Genomic DNA, 19,157 nt, shown 5'->3' with positions numbered 1-19,157 from the left:
GTCGGATGGCCCCCTCGGGAAGTGCGCGGAACATATGCAGGAGGCCTTGTCGGGTCAACCCGCTCGCTTGCGTTTTTTTTCGCTTTTTCCGCGACAATTTGGCGGAACGCAAAACACAAAGGTGATTGGCATGGCAGGCTGTCATTGGCTAGGAACAGCCGGAACCCGAAGACCGACCGCAGGGCTGCATGATGATTGCTGACATTTCCTTCCTGAGCGCGCTGCTTGCCGGTGCATTGTCCTTCCTGTCACCCTGCGTCCTGCCGCTGGTCCCTCCCTATCTCTGCTACATGGCTGGCGTCTCGGTGGAAGATTTTCGCGCGGGCATGGACAAGGGCAGGGGGACGCAGGGAAGGCTTGCGGTGCTGGGGCCTGCAGTGCTCTTCACGCTCGGCTTTGCAACCGTGTTCGTGGCACTGGGGGCGGGGGCCTCGACCATCGGCGGGCTGCTCCGCCAGCACCTTGACCTTCTGTCGAAGATCGGCGGCCTGATCATCATCGTGATGGGCCTCAATTTCCTCGGCGTCTTCCGGATCGGCATTCTGTCGCGGGAGGCCCGCTTCCAGAGTTCGGCAAAACCGGCGACGCTGACGGGCGCCTATGTGATGGGCCTTGCCTTTGCCTTCGGCTGGACGCCCTGCATCGGTCCGGTGCTCGGAGCCATCCTCGGCGTTGCAGCCTCGAAGGAAACGGTCGGCGGGGGTGCGCTGCTTCTGGCCATCTATTCCCTCGGCCTTGCGGTTCCGTTCTGGATCGCGGCAGGCTTTTCGGGCGCGTTCATGCGGTTCCTCGTGCGTTTCCGCCGGCATCTGGGCCTGGTGGAGAAGATCCTCGGGCTGTTCCTGGTCCTGACGGGCCTCGCCTTCATCCTCGGTTACATCAGCGACATGGCCATCTGGTTCCAGCAGACCTTTCCCATCCTCGGGCAAATCGGCTAAGGAAGCCGGCACTCAGGGAAAACGTGGCCGATGCTCGAAATACTGGCGCTCCTCCTGCCGTTCTTCGGCCTCATCCTGATCGGCTATGGTGCAGCGCGCATCACCGGCCAGCAGGCGGAAGCGCTCGGCTGGATGAACACCTTCATCATCTATGCGGCGCTGCCTGCGCTCTTCTTCAAGCTGGTGTCCAAGACGCCGCTTCATGACCTGACCCGGATCGACTTCATTCTGGCCGATGTTGCGGCCACCTATCTCGTTTTCGCGGCGGTGTATCTCGCGGGACGAATCATCCGCCGGAATCCGGTGGCGGAATCGACGGTGCAGGCCTTCGGCGGCGCCTATGGCAATATCGGCTACATGGGGCCGGGACTTGCCCTGCTCGCGCTGGGCGAAAGGGCGGCCGTTCCCGTCGCTCTGATCGTCTGCTTCGAGAATGCGATGCATTTCATCGTGGCGCCGGCAATGATGGCCTTTGCCGGCGGCGAGAAGCGTTCGCCCGGACGGCTGGCCTTCACCATCCTCGCCAAGGTGGCATTGCATCCGTTCATACTGTCCTGCGCAGCGGGCTTCGTGGTGGTCGCGCTTGCCGTTCCGGTTCCGGCACCCGCAGAGCAACTGGTGAATACGCTGGCGCAGGCCGCGGCGCCTTGCGCGCTTTTCGCCATGGGGGTCACGCTTGCGCTCCGGCCGCTGAAGAGAGTGCCGGCGGAGATCTACTACATCGTGCCGGCCAAGCTGCTGCTGCATCCGGCCATCGTCTATCTCGTGCTGGCATCGGTGGGCGGCTTCGATCCGGTCTGGATACAGTCGGCGGTGCTGCTGGCTGCGCTGCCGACGGCTGCCAATGTCTTCGTGATCGGTCAGCAGTATCACACCTGGCAGGAGCGGGCTTCGGCGACGATCCTGATCAGCACCGTGGTGTCCGTGGGCACCATCACGCTCGTGCTTTACGCGCTTCGCTCAGGCTTCCTTCCGGCGGAGCTTTTCCCGCAGGGCTGAAGGTATCGAGCGAAAGCCACGACCGGGCTCCACACCCTCGCGCATCACCAGGCCCCGGAGCGGCGGGACACTGGCAAGCACGTGAAGGCCAGCCGCACGCAGCATCTGCATCGGCAGGAAGTCGGACAGAAGCGAGCGGTTGAGGAGGTCGACACTTGCCGTTCGGCTCATCACGTCAGCGCGGCGCTTGCGGTCGAAACGGTCGCCCGCATCCGCGGGAATCGGTCCACCGGAAGAGGGAGCGATGATGTCGACGAGCGCCATGATGTCGCGAAGGCTGAGATTGAGCCCCTGTGCGCCGATGGGCGGGAAAACATGGCTCGCTTCGCCAACCAGGGCCACCCGGCCCTTGCCGAAAGCCTTGGCCATCATGCCGGACAGAGGCCATGCCTGAACGCCCTCTTCCACCTCCACCTTGCCGAGCAGCGACTGCATGCGCTCCTCGACGCGGCGGCTGAGCTCTGCCAGCGGAAGATCGCGCATCGCCTCGGCTTCTGCAGGCTTCATGACCCACACCAGGCTGGAACGGTCGCCGGGCAGCGGCACCTGGGTGAATGGACCGGCCTCCGTGTGGAACTCCGTCGAGACATTGCGGTGCGGCCGCTCGTGCCGGAAATTCAGCACCAGCGCGGATTGAGGGTAGGACCAAGTGCGCACGTCGATTCCTGCGCTGTCGCGCACAGGCGAGCGGCGTCCATCGGCACCCACCACGAAATCGGCTTCGATAAGGCTGCCATCGGCGAGCAGGATTTCCACCGCATCCGTGCGGTGCGAAATCCGCTCTGCCGCAGCCTTGCGAAGGGTTGCATTGGGTTCTGCTTCGAGGGCCGCAGACAGTACGGGCAGCATGGCAGCGTTAGGGAAATTGTATCCGAAGGCATGGAGCCCGACTTCCGAGGCGCGGAAGGCGACCGGCGGCGCCCGCAGCAGACGCTTCGTGCCGTCGATGATCTGCATGGTGGAGAGCGCGGCGGTGCTGCCGGCCATGTTCTCCCAGACTCCGAGGCGTTCCATGAAGCGTATGGACTGGTCCATCAGCGCGGTCGTCCGTTTGTCGGCCGCCGCAGGCTCGGGCGCCAGCAGCACGATCTTGCGTCCCGCCCGCGCCAGGGCAAGGGCTGCAATCTGACCCGCCAAACCGCCACCGACGACCGCAACCTCGAACTTTTCCATGACGCGCGCTTCCCGTGCTTCCTGCATGTGAAGCCTATCTAGGCGTTTTGCCTCATGAAATCCATGGGATGATTGGACGCAGCTTTCCGGGGAAGGTTGGTGGCCATCATGGTTTTTTGCTGGACGCGGGTCGGCTTCTCATGGCATCCGATGGTGGAAGAGGGCCGGCGGGGGCAGGCTCAAGGGTTCGACGCACCGGCCTTTGCCGGAAAGCTTCTGGAGAAGGCGGACGAGGGCCATGACACTGCTCAAGAAGATCTTCAACTACCGGCCGGTGCCCTATGCAGAAATCCGCGCCTTTTCCGTTCACATCCTCACGGCCTCGGGCTCGTTTCTGGCTCTGCTCAGCGTGATCGCGGCAGCGGAACACCGCTTCGTGGACATGTTCTGGTGGCTGGGGCTGGCGCTGATCGTCGATGGTATCGACGGGCCCATTGCGCGCAAGCTCAGCGTCAAGGAAGTGCTGCCCAACTGGTCTGGCGACACGCTGGACAATATCATCGATTACGTGACCTATGTGCTGGTGCCGGCCTTCGCGCTCTATCAGAGCGGCATTCTGGGCGCACCCTGGTCGTTCATCGCGGCCGGCCTGATCGTCGTTTCCAGCGCCATCTACTATGCCGATACGGGCATGAAGACGGACGAGTATTTCTTCTCCGGCTTTCCCGTCGTCTGGAACATGATCATCCTGACGCTCTTCGTCACCAATGCGGGACCGGTGACGACGAGCATACTGGTTTTCGGCTCCGTGCTTCTCACCTTCCTGCCGGTGCATTTCCTGCACCCCGTTCGCGTCAAGCGGCTGCGGCCGCTGAACCTCGGCATCTGCCTGCTCTGGTGCGCGCTTGGAGGCTACTCGCTGCTTCTCCATTTCCAGACGCCGACATGGGTGATGATCGGCTTCGTCGCGTCCGGGCTTTATCTCTACTTCATCGGGGCGGTTCTTCAGCTCTTCCCCAATCTTGGCCGCAAGGAGTAAGCCGTCATGGAAAAGACCGAAGCCATTCTGATCCGGGAACTCGGCGGACCGGAGGTGCTGAAGCTCGAGACGGTGGATCTGCCCGAACCGGGACCTGGCGAAGCGCAGGTGGAGCACAGGGCGATCGGCCTCAATTTCATCGACGTCTATTTCCGCACCGGTCTTTACAAGGCGCCGAACGGCCTGCCTTTCATTCCAGGCAAGGAAGGCGCCGGTGTTGTCGTCAAGGTAGGCGAGGGCGTCAGCGGGATTTCCGTGGGCGACCGCGTCGCCTATGGCACGGGCGACAAGGCCTATAGCCGGAGAGCCAACATCGCGGCGCGTCAGCTCGTGAAGATCCCCGACGGGATCTCATTCGAAACCGCCGCGGCGATGATGCTGAAGGGCATGACAGCCGAATATCTGCTCAATCGCACCTTCCGGGTCGGGCCGGAAACGGTTCTGCTGTTCCATGCCGCTGCCGGCGGTGTCGGGCTCATTGCCGGGCAGTGGGCAAAGGCGCTCGGCGCCACCACCATCGGCACCGTCGGTTCCGCGGAGAAGGCGGCACTGGCGAGCGCCCATGGCTACGACCACGTCATCAACTATCGCGAGGAAGACTTCGTGTCCCGCGTCAGGGAGATTACCGGCGGCAAGGGCGTCGATGTCGTCTACGATTCCGTCGGCAAGGACACGTTCCCTTCCTCGCTCGATTGCCTGAAGCTTCGCGGCATGTGGGTGAGCTTCGGCAACTCGTCCGGACCGGTGCCTCCCTTCGAGATGGCCCTCCTTTCGCAGAAGGGTTCTCTGTTTGCGACGCGTCCGACGCTTTTCTCCTATACCTCCACCCCGGAGGAGCTTCGGGCTTGTGCAAATGCACTGTTTGATATTGTCCAAACGGACAAAGTGCGTATCAATATCCACCAGACATACCCGCTCGCAGAAGCGGGAAGGGCCCATCGGGACCTGGAAAGCAGAAAAACGAGCGGAACAACATTGCTGATCCCCTGATATGATCGGGACATGGAGGGGCGGCTCATAAACGGGGGATAGGTGTCGGCATTGGAAGCGTCTCAGAACGTCGCCTTGCTGACCGTCAACAAGCTGACAAAGCTGTTCGGTCAATTTGCTGCCTGCAATGGAATAGACCTGGAAATACAGCCGGGGGAAATTCACGCTCTTCTGGGCGAGAACGGCGCTGGCAAGTCCACGCTGGTGAAGATGCTGTTCGGCGTTCTGGCCCCGACCTCGGGACAGATCGTGTGGAAAGGGCAACCCGTGCGGATCTCTTCGCCGGGGGAGGCGCGCAAGACCGGCATCGGCATGGTCTTTCAGCATTTCTCCCTTTTCGAAGCGCTGACCGTGGCCGAGAACATCGCCCTTTCGCTGGATCCCGGCATTTCGCTGGCGCGGATCGCGGAGGAGGCGGCGACGCTCTCGCGCAATTACGGCCTGCCGCTCGATCCTCATGCCCATGTGGCGGACCTGTCTGTCGGCGAGCGCCAGCGCATCGAGATCGTGCGTGCACTCCTGCAGAACCCCAGCCTTATCATCCTCGATGAGCCGACCTCCGTTCTGACCCCGCAGGAGGCCGACCGGCTTTTCGAAACGCTGGCGAAACTGAAGGCCGAAGGCCGGTCAGTCCTCTACATCAGCCACCGCCTCGAGGAGGTGCAGCGGATCTGCGATCGTGCAACCGTGCTCCGCCACGGAAAGGTCACCGGAGCCTGCGATCCCCGCCAGGAAACGCCGGCCTCGCTCGCCCGGATGATGGTCGGTGCGGAGGTGGAGTCGGTGAAGCGGATTTCCGACATTCCCTCAGGTGGGGTTCAATTGGAGGCGGTGAATCTCTCCGTTCCCGCCCGCACCCCCTTCGCGGTGTCGCTGAAGGACGTCAACCTGCGCGTCAAGGCCGGTGAAATCCTGGCGATTGCCGGCGTCGCGGGCAATGGTCAGGGCGAGCTCTTCGATGCGCTTTCGGGCGAGTATCCGGTCGGTGACAACAATGCTGTCCGCATCCGGGAAAAGCCGGTCGGGCGCCTCGGCATTTCCGGCCGTCGCCTGCTGGGCGCCGGTTTCGTGCCGGAAGAACGCCACGGTCATGCCGCGGTGACATCCATGCCGCTTTCCGACAATCTGGTTCTGGCCCGGCACAAGTCGGACCGAAAGGCCTTCATTTCAGGTCCCTTGCGTCTCATCCGCCATGCGGCGGTCAAGGCAGCCACGAAGCGCATCTGCGAGGCGATGGACGTGCGCAAGAGCGGCGAGGATCCGGCTGCCGGATCGCTTTCGGGCGGTAACCTGCAGAAGTTCATCGTCGGCCGCGAGCTTGACCGGCAACCGGCCGTGCTGATCGTCAACCAGCCTACCTGGGGTGTGGACGCCGGTGCAGCGAGCAGGATCCGCCAGGCTCTGGTCGATCTCGCCCGATCCGGTTCGGCCGTCCTCGTGATCAGCCAGGACCTCGACGAGATTTTCGAGGTCGCGACCGAAATTGCCGTGATCTCCGAAGGCCGGCTTTCGAAACCCTATCCCGCCGGCGAACTCAGCATGGAAAAGATCGGCCTGCTGATGGGCGGCATGCACGAGACGAAGTCCGCGCCGGAGGCTGCCCATGCGCATTGAACTCGAGAAACGCGCGGGCCAATCCGCCTTCTTTTCCTTTGCCTCGCCCCTGCTGGCGCTGGTTTTGACGGGCATCGCCGGCGCGATCCTCTTTGCCCTGCTCGGAAAAAGCCCGCTGGATGCGCTCTACAGCTTCTTCATAGAACCGCTTCTGGAAGTGTGGTCGCTGCACGAACTCGCCATCAAGGCCGCTCCGCTGATCCTGATCGGGGCGGGCCTCTGCATCTGCTACCGGTCGAACAACTGGAACATCGGCGCGGAAGGCCAGTTCACCATCGGCGCGATCACCGGCTCGATCCTGCCCATCATGTTCCCGGATTTTCAGAACGGCGCAGTTCTGCCCCTGATGCTGATCATGGGCGCCATCGGTGGTGCGGCATTCGCAGCCATCCCGGCCTTTCTCAAGAGCCGGATGAACACGAACGAGATCCTGACAAGCCTGATGCTGGTCTACATCGCCCAGCTTTTCCTGGACTGGCTGGTACGAGGCGTGTGGCGCAATCCCGGCGGCATGAACTTCCCGGAATCGGTTACTTTCTCGGAGTCTGCGACCCTTCCCGCGATGCTGGAATCCGGGCGTGCACACTGGGCCTTCGCCTTCGCGATCGTGGCTGCCGTGCTGCTGTGGTTCATGATGCGCTTCACGCTGAAGGGCTTCGAGGTATCCGTGCTGGGCGAATCCGAACGGGCAGGGCGGTTTGCAGGCTTCTCGAGCCGGCGGATGATCTGGTTCTCCATGCTCCTGTCCGGCGCGCTGGCGGGTCTCGCGGGCATTGCGGAGGTTTCGGGCTCGATCGGTCACCTGCAGCCGGTCATTTCGCCCGGTTACGGCTTTACCGCGATCATCGTCGCCTTCCTGGGACGCCTCAACCCTCTGGGTGCCATCGCGTCCGGGCTGGTCCTGGCGCTGACCTATCTCGGCGGCGAGGCCGCGCAGCTCTCGATCGGGGTGTCTGACAAGGTCACCCGCGTTTTCCAGGGATTGCTGCTGTTCTTCGTCCTCTCCTGCGACACGCTGATCCGCTACAAGGTCCGCATCGTCTGGGACAGCCTCGGCAACAAGACGCAAGGGGGCGCGTGAGATGATCATCGAAGCCATCATCCTCACCATCATCACCGCCGCGACACCGCTGGTGATTGCCGCAATGGGCGAACTCGTGACCGAAAGAGCCGGGGTTCTCAATCTCGGCGTCGAGGGCATGATGATCATGGGGGCAGTCGCAGCCTTCGCGGTCGCCCAGATGTCGGGATCGCCCTCTCTGGGCGTCCTTGCCGGCATTGCAACGGGCGCGCTCTTCTCGCTGCTCTTCGGCTTCCTGACGCTGACGCTCGTTGCGAACCAGGTGGCAACGGGTCTCGCGCTGACCATCCTTGGCCTCGGGGTGTCCGGAAATCTGGGAGAAAGCTTCGTCGGCGTTCCCGGCGTCAAGCTTCCGCAGATCGTCTTTCCCGTCCTGTCGGACATACCCTTCGTCGGCCCGATCTTCTTCAAGCAGGATATCGTCTTCTATGCCTCGATAGCCCTCGTTGTCGGGGTCAACTGGTTCCTGTTCCGCACAAGGGCGGGGCTGAAGATCCGCGCCATCGGCGACAGCCATGGTTCGGCCCACGCGCTCGGCATATCGGTGATCCGTACCCGCTACCTGGCGGTGATGTTCGGCGGAGCCTGTGCAGGGCTCGCCGGTGCGCAGCTTTCGCTGATCTACACCCCGCAGTGGGTGGAGAACATGTCTGCCGGCCGCGGCTGGATCGCGCTCGCGCTGGTGGTCTTCGCCTCCTGGCGTCCGTGGCGGGTACTCGCCGGCGGATACCTGTTCGGTGCAGTCACCATCGGCCAGCTTCACGCACAGGCGCTGGGGCTTGCCATCCCGTCGCAGTTCCTCTCGGCACTCCCCTATGCCGCAACCATTATCGTGTTGATCATCATATCCCATAACCGCCGGACAACATTGATCAACACGCCGGCCTGCCTCGGTAAGCCTTTCGTTCCGGATCGATGAAAATTTGCGCTCCGGCGCTTGCGCCGGACGCCAGAAATGTGGAACCTTCGCGTCCATAAAAACAAGGCGGTCTCCCAAGCCGCTCGAGAGAACCAAACCCGATAACACAAGAGGGGTAATCATGAAGAAACTTGCTCTCGCACTGGCCGCAACCGTGGCCATGATCCTGGCCTCGGGCGCAGCCCAGGCCGCCGACAAGACCAAGGTCTGCTTCGTCTATGTCGGCTCGAAGACCGACGGCGGCTGGACCCAGGCGCACGAACTCGGCCGCCAGCAGCTCGAGAAGGAGCTCGGCGACAAGGTCGAGGCACCCTTCCTCGAAAACGTTCCGGAAGGCCCGGATGCGGAGCGCGCCATCGAGCGCATGGCCCGTTCCGGCTGCGCCCTGATCTTCACCACCTCCTTCGGCTTCATGGACGCGACGCTGAAGGTCGCTGCCAAGTTCCCGGATGTGAAGTTCGAACACGCGACCGGTTACAAGGCCGCTCCGAACGTTTCCACCTACAACTCGCGCTTCTATGAAGGCCGCTTCATCAACGGCCAGATCGCAGCCAAGATGTCCAAGACCGGCGTCGCCGGCTACATCGCATCCTTCCCGATCCCGGAAGTGGTTGCCGGCATCAACTCGTTCCTGCACGGTGCCCGCACCGTGAACCCGAACTTCAAGCTGAAGGTCATCTGGGTGAACACCTGGTTCGACCCGGGCAAGGAAGCAGATGCCGCGAAGGCGCTGATCGACCAGGGCGTGGACGTGCTGACCCAGCACACCGACACGACCGCACCGATGCAGGTTGCCGAAGAGCGTGGCATCAAGGCCTTCGGTCAGGCCTCCGACATGATCAAGGCCGGCCCGAATGCCCAGATGAGCGCGATCGTCGACACCTGGGGCGCTTATTACGTCAAGCGCACCAAGGCCCTTCTGGACGGCACCTGGACCTCGCAGCAGAGCTTCGACGGCCTGAAGGACGGCATCCTGACGATGGCGCCCTACACCAACGTTCCCGACGACGTGAAGAAGATGGCAGAGGAAACCGAAGCCAAGATCAAGTCCGGCGAGCTGAAGCCCTTCACCGGCCCGATCAACAAGCAGGACGGTTCGCCGTGGCTGAAGGAAGGCGAAAGCGCTGACGACGGCACCATCCTCGGCATGAACTTCTACATCGAAGGCGTCGACGACAAGCTGCCGCAGTAAGCCGGCCACATCGACAGAACAGGGGAGGGCGTCCTTCGGGCGCCCTTTCCATTTCCCGCTTCCGGGATATTGAGCGATTGTATTTGGCGGCGCGCTGCACTATCTCACGGAACACGAACGCCACTGCCTCCTGGACCGCGACCGCTTTGAAGCGCGCGACACTCCAGCCGGATAAAGGCAGGTGCTTCGCCCGACACGACGACCGTCCGGACCGGCACCGGACGGGTCAGCCCTATGGTGGTCCATGATAACGACTGAATTGGCAGTCATCTTTATCCTGCTTCTGATCAATGCCTTCTTCTCCCTCTCCGAAATGGCCATCGTATCGGCCAGCAAGCCGATCCTGAGGCAGAAGGCAAAGCAGGGTGACCGCCGCGCGCTGACCGCGCTGAGGCTTGCCGAAGATCCCGGCAACTTCCTTTCGACCGTCCAGGTGGGCATCACCCTCGTCGGAACCCTTGCCGGTGCCTATGGTGGAGCTGCGATCTCGGACAAGATTGCTCCCACATTCGCGGCCATGCCGGGTATCGGCCCCTATGCGGATTCCATTTCCGTCGCGCTTGTGGTCACGGGCATCACCTATTTTTCGGTGATCGTCGGCGAGCTCATTCCGAAGCAGCTGGCGCTCAGCAATGCCGAAGCGCTTGCGCTGATCGTTGCACGGCCAATGTCGCTGCTGTCCAGGGTTGCCGCACCCATCGTCTTTCTGTTCGAGATTTCCGCCAAACTCGTGATGCGGCTGACGGGCATGCTCGGCAAGAGCGCCGACGAGGTCACCGAAGCCGAAGTGCATGCGGTTCTCGCGGAAGGCGCAGAAAGCGGCGTCATCGAAAAGGAAGAACACGATATCCTTCGCCGCATCATCGGGCTTGGCGACCGCTCGGTGAAGTCCATCATGACGCACAGGACCGAGGTGGTGTCGCTCGACGTGAACGACACGCTGGAGGAGATCCGCCGCGAGATCGAGGAAACCCGCCATTCCCGCTATCTCGTGGTCGAGGGGGATGACCGCAATGTCATCGGCGCGGTTCACGCCCGGGATATCCTGTCCAGCGCAATCGACCCGAAAACCTTCAGTCTTCGCAACCTGGTTCAGGGCGTGGTCGCGATACCGGAAACCTCTTCCTGTCTCAAGGCGCTGGAAACCTTCAAGTCGACGCCGATGCATATCGCCATCATCGTCGATGAATATGGCAGCACGGAAGGCATTCTCACGCCCTCCGACCTGCTGGAAGCCATCGTGGGCATCCTGCCGTCCAACTATGACGACAACGATTCCACCCTCATCCGCCAGCGGGATGACGGCAGCTACCTGATCGACGGCCGCACGCCGATCCACGAGGTGGAGCTCGCGCTTGATCTCGATGCCATCGAAACCGAAGGGCATTTCGAAACGATTGCGGGCTATCTGGTGCAGGAACTGCGCAAGTCGCCGGAGGAAGGCGATACGCTGGAGCGTTTCGGATACCGTTTCGAAGTGATCGACATGGATGGGCGACGGATCGACAAGATCCTGCTGACCCGCGTCGACGCCGCGGGCGGGATCTGACCGATCCCATGTCCTGCAACTTCCGCAAGGTTTCCCGCGACATTGCCATAGCCTTTTTGCTACAGCAGGAATCATCAAGCGGGCCGCCAATGCGGTCACAGCCCGTTTTCATGCGCGGGCACGAGAGGAATGGGAGATTGGGATGACAGCACGTCGCTGCCTGGCCGTTGTTCTGGCTGCAGGTGATAGCACCCGGATGAAATCGTCCATGTCGAAGGTTCTGCACCCGGTTGGCGGGCGGCCGATGATTGCGCATGTGATCGATGCTGTGCGCCGCGCCGGCATTGCAGACGTTGCACTCATCACCGGTCGCGATGCCGAGAAGGTGACGGACGCGGCGCGGATCGGCGACGTCACGATCACTCCCTTCTTCCAGAGCGAGCGCAAGGGCACGGGCCATGCGGTGCTGATGGCGCGCGAGGCGATTGCGCAAGGCTATGACGATATCGTCGTCGTCAACGGCGATGGACCGCTGCTGACCGAAGCGCCGCTTCTGAAGGCGCGGGCGCAGATTGCCGAGGGGGCCGATGTCGCCGTCATCGGCTTCCACACCGCAAACCCGTTCGGATACGGGCGCTTGCTCGTGCAGGACGGAGAACTCCTCGCCATCCGCGAGGAGAAAGACGCTACCGACGAGGAGCGCAAGGTCAACTGGTGCAACAGCGGGCTCATCGCCATCAACGGCGGCAAGGCCCTGTCCTTCCTCGACCGGATCACCAACAACAATGCCAAGGGGGAATATTATCTGACCGATCTGGTGGAAATCGCCCGTTCGCTGGGTAGCCGGGTCGTGGCCGTCGATGCTCCGGAAGAGGAGATGACCGGCTGCAATACCCGCGCCGAACTCGCCGTGATCGAACGCCTCTGGCAGCAGCGCCGCCGCAACGAACTTATGCTGTCGGGCGTGTCCATGATCGCGCCCGAGACCGTATTCCTTTGCCACGACACCGTCATCGAGCCAGATGTCCTGATCGAGCCGAATGTAGTCTTCGGTCCCGGTGCAGTGATCGAAAGCGGTGCGGTTATCCACGCCTTCAGCCATATCGAGGGCGCGCGCGTGGCGTCCGGAGCGGCGGTGGGGCCTTTCGCGCGGCTGCGCCCGGGTGCCAATCTGGGCCGGAACGCAAAGGTGGGCAATTTCTGCGAGGTCAAGAAGGCAGAGATCGGCGAGGGCGCCAAGGTCAACCATCTGACCTATATCGGCGATGCCTTCATCGGCGCTCACGCGAACATCGGAGCCGGCACGATCACCTGCAATTACGACGGCTACAACAAGTTCGAGACGCGGATCGGTGCCAACGCCTTCATCGGTTCGAACAGTTCGCTGGTGGCTCCCGTTACCATCGGTGACGGCGCGCTGGTCGGCTCCGGCAGCGTCATCACGGCGGATGTTCCCGACGACGCGCTGGCGCTTGGCCGCGGGCGGCAAGAGGTGAAGCCTGGGCGGGCCCGCGAGATCCGGGAGCGAAATGCCGCGATCAAGGCGGCCAAAAAGAAGAACAGTTAAGGTTCGTCTAGTACGGGTTGTAACGCTTCGAAACCGAATGTGACCGCTGCGCTTGTTGAGTTACGCTGAGAATTCGGTAGGTAAAGCGCGGTTGATGCACTGCAAAACGGAGACCTATTCATGTGCGGTATTGTTGGAATCGTCGGGACTGAACCGGTTGCGGGCCGGCTTGTGGAAGCCCTGACCCGCCTCGAATATCGTGGCTACGATTCCGCGGGCGTCGCGACCGTGAACGAGGGCGTGCTGGAACGTCGCCGCGCCGAAGGCAAGCTGTTCAACCTGCAGAAGAAGCTTGCGGACGAGCCGCTTCCGGGAACCACCGGCATCGCCCACACCCGCTGGGCGACCCATGGTGTACCGAACGAGACCAATGCCCACCCCCATTTCGTCGAGGGCGTGGCCGTGGTTCACAACGGCATCATCGAGAATTTCTCCGAACTGCGAGACGAGATGAAGGCCGAAGGCGCGGTCTTCACCTCGCAGACCGATACCGAGGTGGTTGCCCATCTTCTCGCCAAATACACCCGCGAGGGCCTTTCCCATCGCGACGCGATGCTGAAGATGCTCAACCGCGTGCGCGGTGCCTATGCGCTGGTCGTGCTCTTCCAGGACGATCCGAACACGCTGCTCGGCGCCCGTTCGGGTCCGCCGCTGGCCATCGGTTTCGGCAAGGGCGAAACCTTCCTTGGCTCCGATGCGATCGCGCTGTCGCCATTCACCAACCAGATTGCCTACATGCATGATGGCGACTGCGCCATCATCACCCACAAGGGTGCCGAGATCATGGATTTCGCCGGGAACCCGGTCGAGCGTCCGCGCCAGATCTCGCAGGCTTCCGCCTTCCTGGTGGACAAGGGCAATCACCGCCACTTCATGGAAAAGGAGATCTACGAGCAGCCGGAGGTCATTTCCCATGCCCTCGGTCACTACGTGGATTTTGCCAACCACACCGTCAACGCCGAGACCGGCCTTATCGATTTCACCGGCGTATCACGCCTTGCCATTTCCGCCTGCGGCACGGCCTATCTCGCCGGCCTTGTCGGCAAATACTGGTTCGAGCGCTATGCCCGCCTTCCCGTCGAGATCGATGTGGCCTCCGAATTCCGCTATCGCGAAATGCCGCTTTCGCCGGATCAGGCAGCGCTCTTCATCTCCCAGTCGGGGGAAACGGCAGATACCCTGGCTTCGCTGCGCTACTGCAAGGAAAACGGCCTCAAGATCGGCGCCGTCGTCAACGTCAAGGAATCCACGATCGCCCGGGAATCCGATGCGGTATTCCCCATTCTCGCCGGTCCGGAGATCGGGGTTGCCTCGACCAAGGCATTCACCTGCCAGCTGACCGTTCTCGCGTCGCTCGCGATTGCCGCAGGCCGCGCGCGCGGGACGATCACCGAAGCCGAGGAAAAGGAACTCGTCCGCCACCTCACCGAGGTACCGCGCATCATGAGCGCGGTGCTGAACAGCATTCAGGGCCAGATCGAGCAGCTGTCGCGCGATCTCTCCAAGGTCAAGGACGTGCTTTACATCGGCCGCGGCACCAGTTTCCCGCTCGCCATGGAAGGCGCGCTGAAGCTGAAGGAAATCTCCTACATCCACGCCGAAGGCTATGCAGCCGGCGAGCTGAAGCATGGGCCGATCGCGCTGATCGACGAAAACATGCCCGTCATCGTCATTGCCCCGCATGACCGCTTCTTCGAAAAGACGGTCTCCAACATGCAGGAAGTGGCAGCCCGCGGCGGCAAGATCATCTTCATTACGGATGCAAAGGGTGCCGCCGCCTCGAACCTGCCGACGATGGCAACGATCGTTCTTCCGGAAGTTGACGAACTCATCGCGCCGATGGTCTTCTCGCTTCCGATCCAGCTGCTCGCCTACCACACCGCCGTCTTCATGGGCACGGACGTGGATCAGCCGCGCAACCTGGCAAAGTCCGTGACGGTGGAGTAATTGCGCCCATCAGGGCCGGAATGGACTAGTCCATTCCGGCACCTTACGGTTGATGGCCCTGTGTCTTAAGATTGCGGCCTCAACGAGGGCGCAGTAATGGTAAACTTTTCCGCCAAATATGCTTTCAATTACATGGATTTCAATCTTCGCGACATGTTCGCGAACGTGGCCTCGGTGAGCACTGCGCGTAATCTGGATGTGGGAGACACCCGGTACGCCTTCTCCTATGTGTATTCGAATCCGACAGCACCTGACTATGTGATCTCCGGGAGCGGTCTCCACATCAATGCGATGGGATATGTGTTCGGTACCGCCTCAGTTCTTTCGGCAGGGATCTATAACGGCGGAAGCAAGCCGAGTTTCAGGCCCTCTTGGATTATCGACCATGCTGTCCTCGATGTGACAAAACTGACCGCGGCAGCGCTTTCTGCCTCCACCGCCGATGATGGGGTCGTGTTCAAGGCGATCTTTGCCGGCAATGACTCGATCCAGCTTTCCAGCGGCGACGATTTCTTCTGCGGCTTCGCCGGTAATGATACCATGAACGGCGGGGGCGGGGATGATTTCCTTGCAGGCGATACCGGCGTGGATCGCCTCTATGGCGGACTGGGCGCAGATACACTGCATGGAGGCGGTGGCACAGACTATTTCGTCTTCGGGCGACCTGACGAATCCAGGATTGCGGTGCCGAGCCGGGACATGATCCTCGACTTCAAGCGAGGGGTCGACAAGATCCATCTGGCAGGCATGGACGCCAATGCAAAGCTGAGCGGAGACCAGAGCTTTGCCTTCCACGCCGCGAACGTGAAGCATGGCTACGACATCTGGTACGTGAAATCAGGCGCGGATGTCATCGTTTATGGCGACACAGACGGCATATCCGGCGCCGATTTCTCCATTCTCCTGAAGAACGTTTCGGCACTCTCGGCGAGCGACTTCGTCCTTTAAGCCGATGCGCAGGGAAGCAGACGTAATTGCTCCCTTGCATGTCTCGCTCCAATCCGGCATTGTCCGCGCGATTTCTCAAACCACCGGATGAGGAGAGTTTCCTTCCGATGGAGCCTTCAATTCAGCGCGAAAGCTTCACAACTCGGCTTCGGAACAATTTTCTCACCGGGTTGATCATCTGTGCGCCGATGGCCATCACCATCTGGCTCACCTGGACCTTCATTCACTGGGCAGACAGCTGGGTGAAGCCGTATATTCCTGTCCGCTATAATCCCGAAAGCTATCTCAAATTTGCCATTCCGGGTTTCGGTCTGCTCATCGCGGTCGTACTGATCACCGTTGTCGGCCTGCTCGGCAAGAACCTGATCGGGCGTACGGTCGTGGAATATGGCGAGCGTCTCGTGCACCGCATGCCGCTTGTCAGCTCCATCTACCGGGGCGTGAAACAGATCTTCGAGTCCGTGCTCAAGGAGCAGTCGACCTCCTTCAAGAAGGTGGGGCTGATCGAATATCCAAGCCCGGGGCTCTGGTCGCTGGTGTTCATTTCCGGTGAACCGAAGGGCGAGCTGGCAGTTCGGTTCAACGAACTCGGCGAAGAAGTGGTGGCGGTGTTCCTGCCGCCGACGCCGATTCCCACCGCCGGTTTCCTGATCTACGTGCCGAAGCGCAAGATCGTGATGCTGGACATGAGCCCGGAGGATGCGGCAAAGGTGCTGCTCTCGGCCGGCCTGATTACGCCGGATTACAAGCCGAAGCTGGCGAAGGCGGCGGAAGAGCCGGCGCCTGCAGGGTCAACCGGCTCGTAGAAAACGGATCGCCTCGTCGCGCCGGTGCAGGTAAAGCAGCGTCCTCAACGATTCTCCACGCGGCGAAAGCAGCTCCGGATCCTTCTCGATCACGTAGGCGGCATCCTTTCTCGCGACCTCGAGCAGATCCGCATGGGCCTCGAGGCTGGCGATACGGAAGCCCGGCGTACCGGATTGACGGGTGCCCAGAAGCTCTCCTTCGCCACGCAGCTTAAGGTCTTCCTCGGCGATCAGGAAACCGTCCTCCGTGTCCCGCAGGATTGACAGGCGCGCCTTTCCGGTTTCCCCGAGCGGTCCCTTGTAGAGCAGGATGCAGGTGGATGCCTCGTCGCCACGGCCCACGCGCCCGCGCAGCTGGTGCAACTGCGCCAGGCCGAAACGCTCCGCATGTTCTATCACCATGATGGTTGCATCCGGCACGTCGACGCCCACTTCCACCACGGTGGTGGCGACGAGAAGGCGCGTCTCGCCCGCCTTGAAGGCCTGCATGACAGCGTCCTTTTCTGGCCCCGTCATCCGGCCATGGACGAGGCCTATGGGCGCGTGTAGCTCAGACTGGAGAACGGCGAACCGTTCCTCCGCAGACATCAGCTCCACGACGTCCGACTCCTCGACGAGCGGGCAGATCCAGTATGCCTTCTTGCCTTCGGCGAGGGCGGCGCGGAGCCGGTCGATGATCTCGCCCGTCCGCTCGCTCGGAACCGTGATCGTCTGGATCGGCTTTCGCCCCGCGGGTTTCTCGGTAAGTTTGGAGACGTCCATATCGCCGAAAGCCGCCAGAACCAGCGTTCGCGGAATGGGCGTCGCCGTCATGACCAGCATGTGCGGTGAAATGCCCTTGGAGGTGAGGCGCAGACGCTGGTGCACGCCGAAGCGGTGCTGTTCGTCCACCACCGCCATCAGCAGGTTCCGGTAGCTCACCTGATCCTGGAAAAGGGCATGGGTGCCGATGATGATCTGTGCTTCGCCGGAGGCGATCCTTTCAAGGATGGCTTCCCGCTCCTTGCCTTTCGTGCGACCCGTGAGCACCTCGACCCGCAGGTCGGCGGGGGCCGCCATCTTCGAGATCGTCGCATGGTGCTGCCTTGCCAGGATTTCTGTTGGCGCCATAAGCACGGCCTGTCCGCCCGCTTCCACGGCCGCGGCCATGGAAAGCAGCGCGACGAGCGTCTTGCCGGAACCCACGTCGCCCTGCAGCAGGCGCAGCATCCTCTGCTCGCTTGCCATGTCCTTCAGGATGTCTTCGACCGCCCGCGTCTGGCTTCCGGTCGGACGGAAGGGCAGGGCCGCCAGGATCGCATCCGTTATCCTGCCCGTCGGCTTTACCGGAACCCCCGGCACCCGGCGGAGACGCTGGCGGACGAGCGACAGCGAAAGCTGACCGGCGAGGAACTCGTCGTAGGCAAGGCGGCGCCTGTGCGGCGCCTGAGGATCGAGATCGGCGCCGTCACGGGGGGAATGAAGGTCGAGAAACGCCTGGCGCAGATCGGGAAAACCCTGCCGCCGGGCATATTCGCCATCGATCCACTCCGGCGTCTCCGGCACCCGCGCCACGGCTTCTGAAACGGCGCGGCGCAGAACCTTGAGCGACAGGCCGGCCGTGAGCGGATAGATGGGCTCCACCAGCGGCATTTCCTCGGCCGCCGCCTCCCGCACGATGTAATCGGGGTGCACCATGCTGGGCCGCCCGTTGAACCAGTCGACCTTGCCTGAAACGACCACGGTTTCATCGAGCGGCAGAGCCTTTTCCAGCCACTGCGCATTGCCCTTGAAGAACACCAGCGACAACTCGCCCGTATCGTCGTGCAGAAACACGCGATAGGGAACATTGGACTTGCCGCGAGGCGGCGGCTGATGGCGGTCGACCCGGGCGGTGATGGTCACCACCACGCCCTGCGGCGCCAGCGCAATGCCCGGCTGGTTTCGTCGGTCGATGATCGACGAGGGGGCATGAAAGACCAGATCCACCACCCGGCAGTCGTCGGCTTCTTCCTTGCCGAGGAGTTTGGCAATGAGGGCGGCAAGCTTCGGCCCGACGCCCGGAAGTGTCGTGACGGAAGCAAACAGGGGATCGAGCAATTGCGGACGCATGATGCAGTAAATGCTACGGGAAATGCGACCTTGGCAAGGCTGACAAAGCGGGCGGCAGCCTGTATAGAGGCGCTTTCACAGCAAGGGGTGTGAGACATGACTGGACTGAGCCGCACGAGTGCCGATCTCGACCCACGCCGGCGCCGCATCCTGTATCGTTGCTGGCATCGCGGCATCCGGGAGATGGACCTGGTCCTCGGGCAGTTCGCAGAGGCCGAGATTGGCTCCCTCTCCGAGGCAGAGCTCGATGCGCTGGAGATCATCATGGCAGAGGACGATCACGATCTCCTGAAGTGGGTGACTGGCGCTGCCGAGACACCCGAGCGCCATCAGACGGAACTTTTCCGCCGCATCGCGAGCTATAGTCCGGACTTCGACCCGGTGACCGCCGGCGGACTGAACGAAAAATCGGGAAACTGATACC

Annotated in this window: 16 protein-coding genes; 14 read left to right on the top strand and 2 right to left on the bottom strand. The window is 62.1% G+C overall.

From position 1 onward, the window contains the following. The first annotated feature begins 188 nt into the window (after positions 1-188). Both GGR23_RS09930 and GGR23_RS09925 read left to right on the top strand, forming a co-directional pair. The gene (locus GGR23_RS09930) at positions 189-938 is read left to right on the top strand and encodes a cytochrome c biogenesis CcdA family protein (protein ID WP_183366120.1); all 750 of its coding nucleotides are present in this window, start codon (positions 189-191) and stop codon (positions 936-938) included. Between the two features lie 30 nt (positions 939-968). Continuing rightward, positions 969-1,937 (top strand): AEC family transporter, encoded by a 969-nt coding sequence (locus GGR23_RS09925; RefSeq protein ID WP_183366119.1) that lies wholly within the window; start codon positions 969-971, stop codon positions 1,935-1,937. On the opposite strand, the gene GGR23_RS09920 is transcribed toward GGR23_RS09925, so the two are convergent. Next, complete coding sequence (locus tag GGR23_RS09920) at positions 1,899-3,110, bottom strand: UbiH/UbiF family hydroxylase (RefSeq protein WP_183366118.1); 1,212 nt, start codon at positions 3,108-3,110, stop codon at positions 1,899-1,901. The two genes, GGR23_RS09925 and GGR23_RS09920, sit on opposite strands and share 39 nt — an antisense overlap. A gap of 238 nt (positions 3,111-3,348) precedes the next feature. On the opposite strand from GGR23_RS09920, the gene pcsA reads away from it, so the two are divergent. The 11 genes from pcsA to GGR23_RS09865 all read left to right on the top strand — a co-directional run bounded on the left by pcsA (position 3,349) and on the right by GGR23_RS09865 (position 16,642). Continuing rightward, positions 3,349-4,089, top strand: coding sequence for a phosphatidylcholine synthase (gene pcsA, locus GGR23_RS09915; protein ID WP_183366117.1), 741 nt, complete (start codon positions 3,349-3,351; stop codon positions 4,087-4,089). Between the two features lie 6 nt (positions 4,090-4,095). Next, positions 4,096-5,079 (top strand): quinone oxidoreductase family protein, encoded by a 984-nt coding sequence (locus GGR23_RS09910; protein WP_183366116.1) that lies wholly within the window; start codon positions 4,096-4,098, stop codon positions 5,077-5,079. A gap of 42 nt (positions 5,080-5,121) precedes the next feature. Beyond that, positions 5,122-6,693 (top strand): ATP-binding cassette domain-containing protein, encoded by a 1,572-nt coding sequence (locus GGR23_RS09905; protein ID WP_183366115.1) that lies wholly within the window; start codon positions 5,122-5,124, stop codon positions 6,691-6,693. After that, positions 6,683-7,774 carry an ABC transporter permease gene (locus GGR23_RS09900; protein WP_183366114.1) on the top strand — a complete coding sequence of 364 codons (1,092 nt, stop codon included), beginning with the start codon at positions 6,683-6,685 and terminating at the stop codon, positions 7,772-7,774. Before GGR23_RS09905 ends, GGR23_RS09900 begins: the two co-directional genes overlap by 11 nt. Position 7,775: 1 nt before the next feature. Beyond that, positions 7,776-8,693 (top strand): ABC transporter permease, encoded by a 918-nt coding sequence (locus GGR23_RS09895; protein WP_183366113.1) that lies wholly within the window; start codon positions 7,776-7,778, stop codon positions 8,691-8,693. Positions 8,694-8,814: 121 nt separating this feature from the next. After that, entirely contained in the window at positions 8,815-9,885 is a 1,071-nt protein-coding gene (locus GGR23_RS09890) for a BMP family ABC transporter substrate-binding protein (RefSeq protein ID WP_183366112.1), read from the top strand. A 244-nt stretch (positions 9,886-10,129) separates the two neighbouring features. After that, positions 10,130-11,434 (top strand): hemolysin family protein, encoded by a 1,305-nt coding sequence (locus GGR23_RS09885; RefSeq protein WP_183366111.1) that lies wholly within the window; start codon positions 10,130-10,132, stop codon positions 11,432-11,434. Between the two features lie 142 nt (positions 11,435-11,576). Further along, the gene (gene glmU / locus GGR23_RS09880; protein ID WP_183366110.1) at positions 11,577-12,941 is read left to right on the top strand and encodes a bifunctional UDP-N-acetylglucosamine diphosphorylase/glucosamine-1-phosphate N-acetyltransferase GlmU; all 1,365 of its coding nucleotides are present in this window, start codon (positions 11,577-11,579) and stop codon (positions 12,939-12,941) included. A gap of 120 nt (positions 12,942-13,061) precedes the next feature. Beyond that, positions 13,062-14,888: a glutamine--fructose-6-phosphate transaminase (isomerizing) gene (glmS, locus tag GGR23_RS09875; protein ID WP_183366109.1), complete on the top strand. Its 1,827-nt coding sequence runs from the start codon at positions 13,062-13,064 to the stop codon at positions 14,886-14,888. A 96-nt stretch (positions 14,889-14,984) separates the two neighbouring features. Beyond that, complete coding sequence (locus tag GGR23_RS23440) at positions 14,985-15,836, top strand: calcium-binding protein (protein ID WP_183366108.1); 852 nt, start codon at positions 14,985-14,987, stop codon at positions 15,834-15,836. A 107-nt stretch (positions 15,837-15,943) separates the two neighbouring features. Beyond that, a complete protein-coding gene (locus GGR23_RS09865) occupies positions 15,944-16,642 on the top strand; it encodes a DUF502 domain-containing protein (RefSeq protein ID WP_183366107.1) in 699 nt (232 codons plus the stop codon). Here GGR23_RS09865 and recG read toward each other — a convergent pair. Further along, positions 16,628-18,733, bottom strand: a complete 2,106-nt coding sequence (recG, locus tag GGR23_RS09860; protein ID WP_183366106.1) for an ATP-dependent DNA helicase RecG — start codon at positions 18,731-18,733, stop codon at positions 16,628-16,630. The genes GGR23_RS09865 and recG overlap by 15 nt on opposite strands. Before the next feature lie 96 nt (positions 18,734-18,829). Between recG and GGR23_RS09855 the strand changes: the two genes are divergently transcribed. Next, positions 18,830-19,153, top strand: a complete 324-nt coding sequence (locus GGR23_RS09855; protein ID WP_183366105.1) for an FAD assembly factor SdhE — start codon at positions 18,830-18,832, stop codon at positions 19,151-19,153. Positions 19,154-19,157 lie beyond the last annotated feature (4 nt).

Origin of the sequence: Gellertiella hungarica, from assembly GCF_014197145.1 — a bacterium.
Classification (GTDB): domain Bacteria; phylum Pseudomonadota; class Alphaproteobacteria; order Rhizobiales; family Rhizobiaceae; genus Gellertiella; species Gellertiella hungarica.
This window is presented reverse-complemented; position numbering and strand designations above follow the sequence as displayed.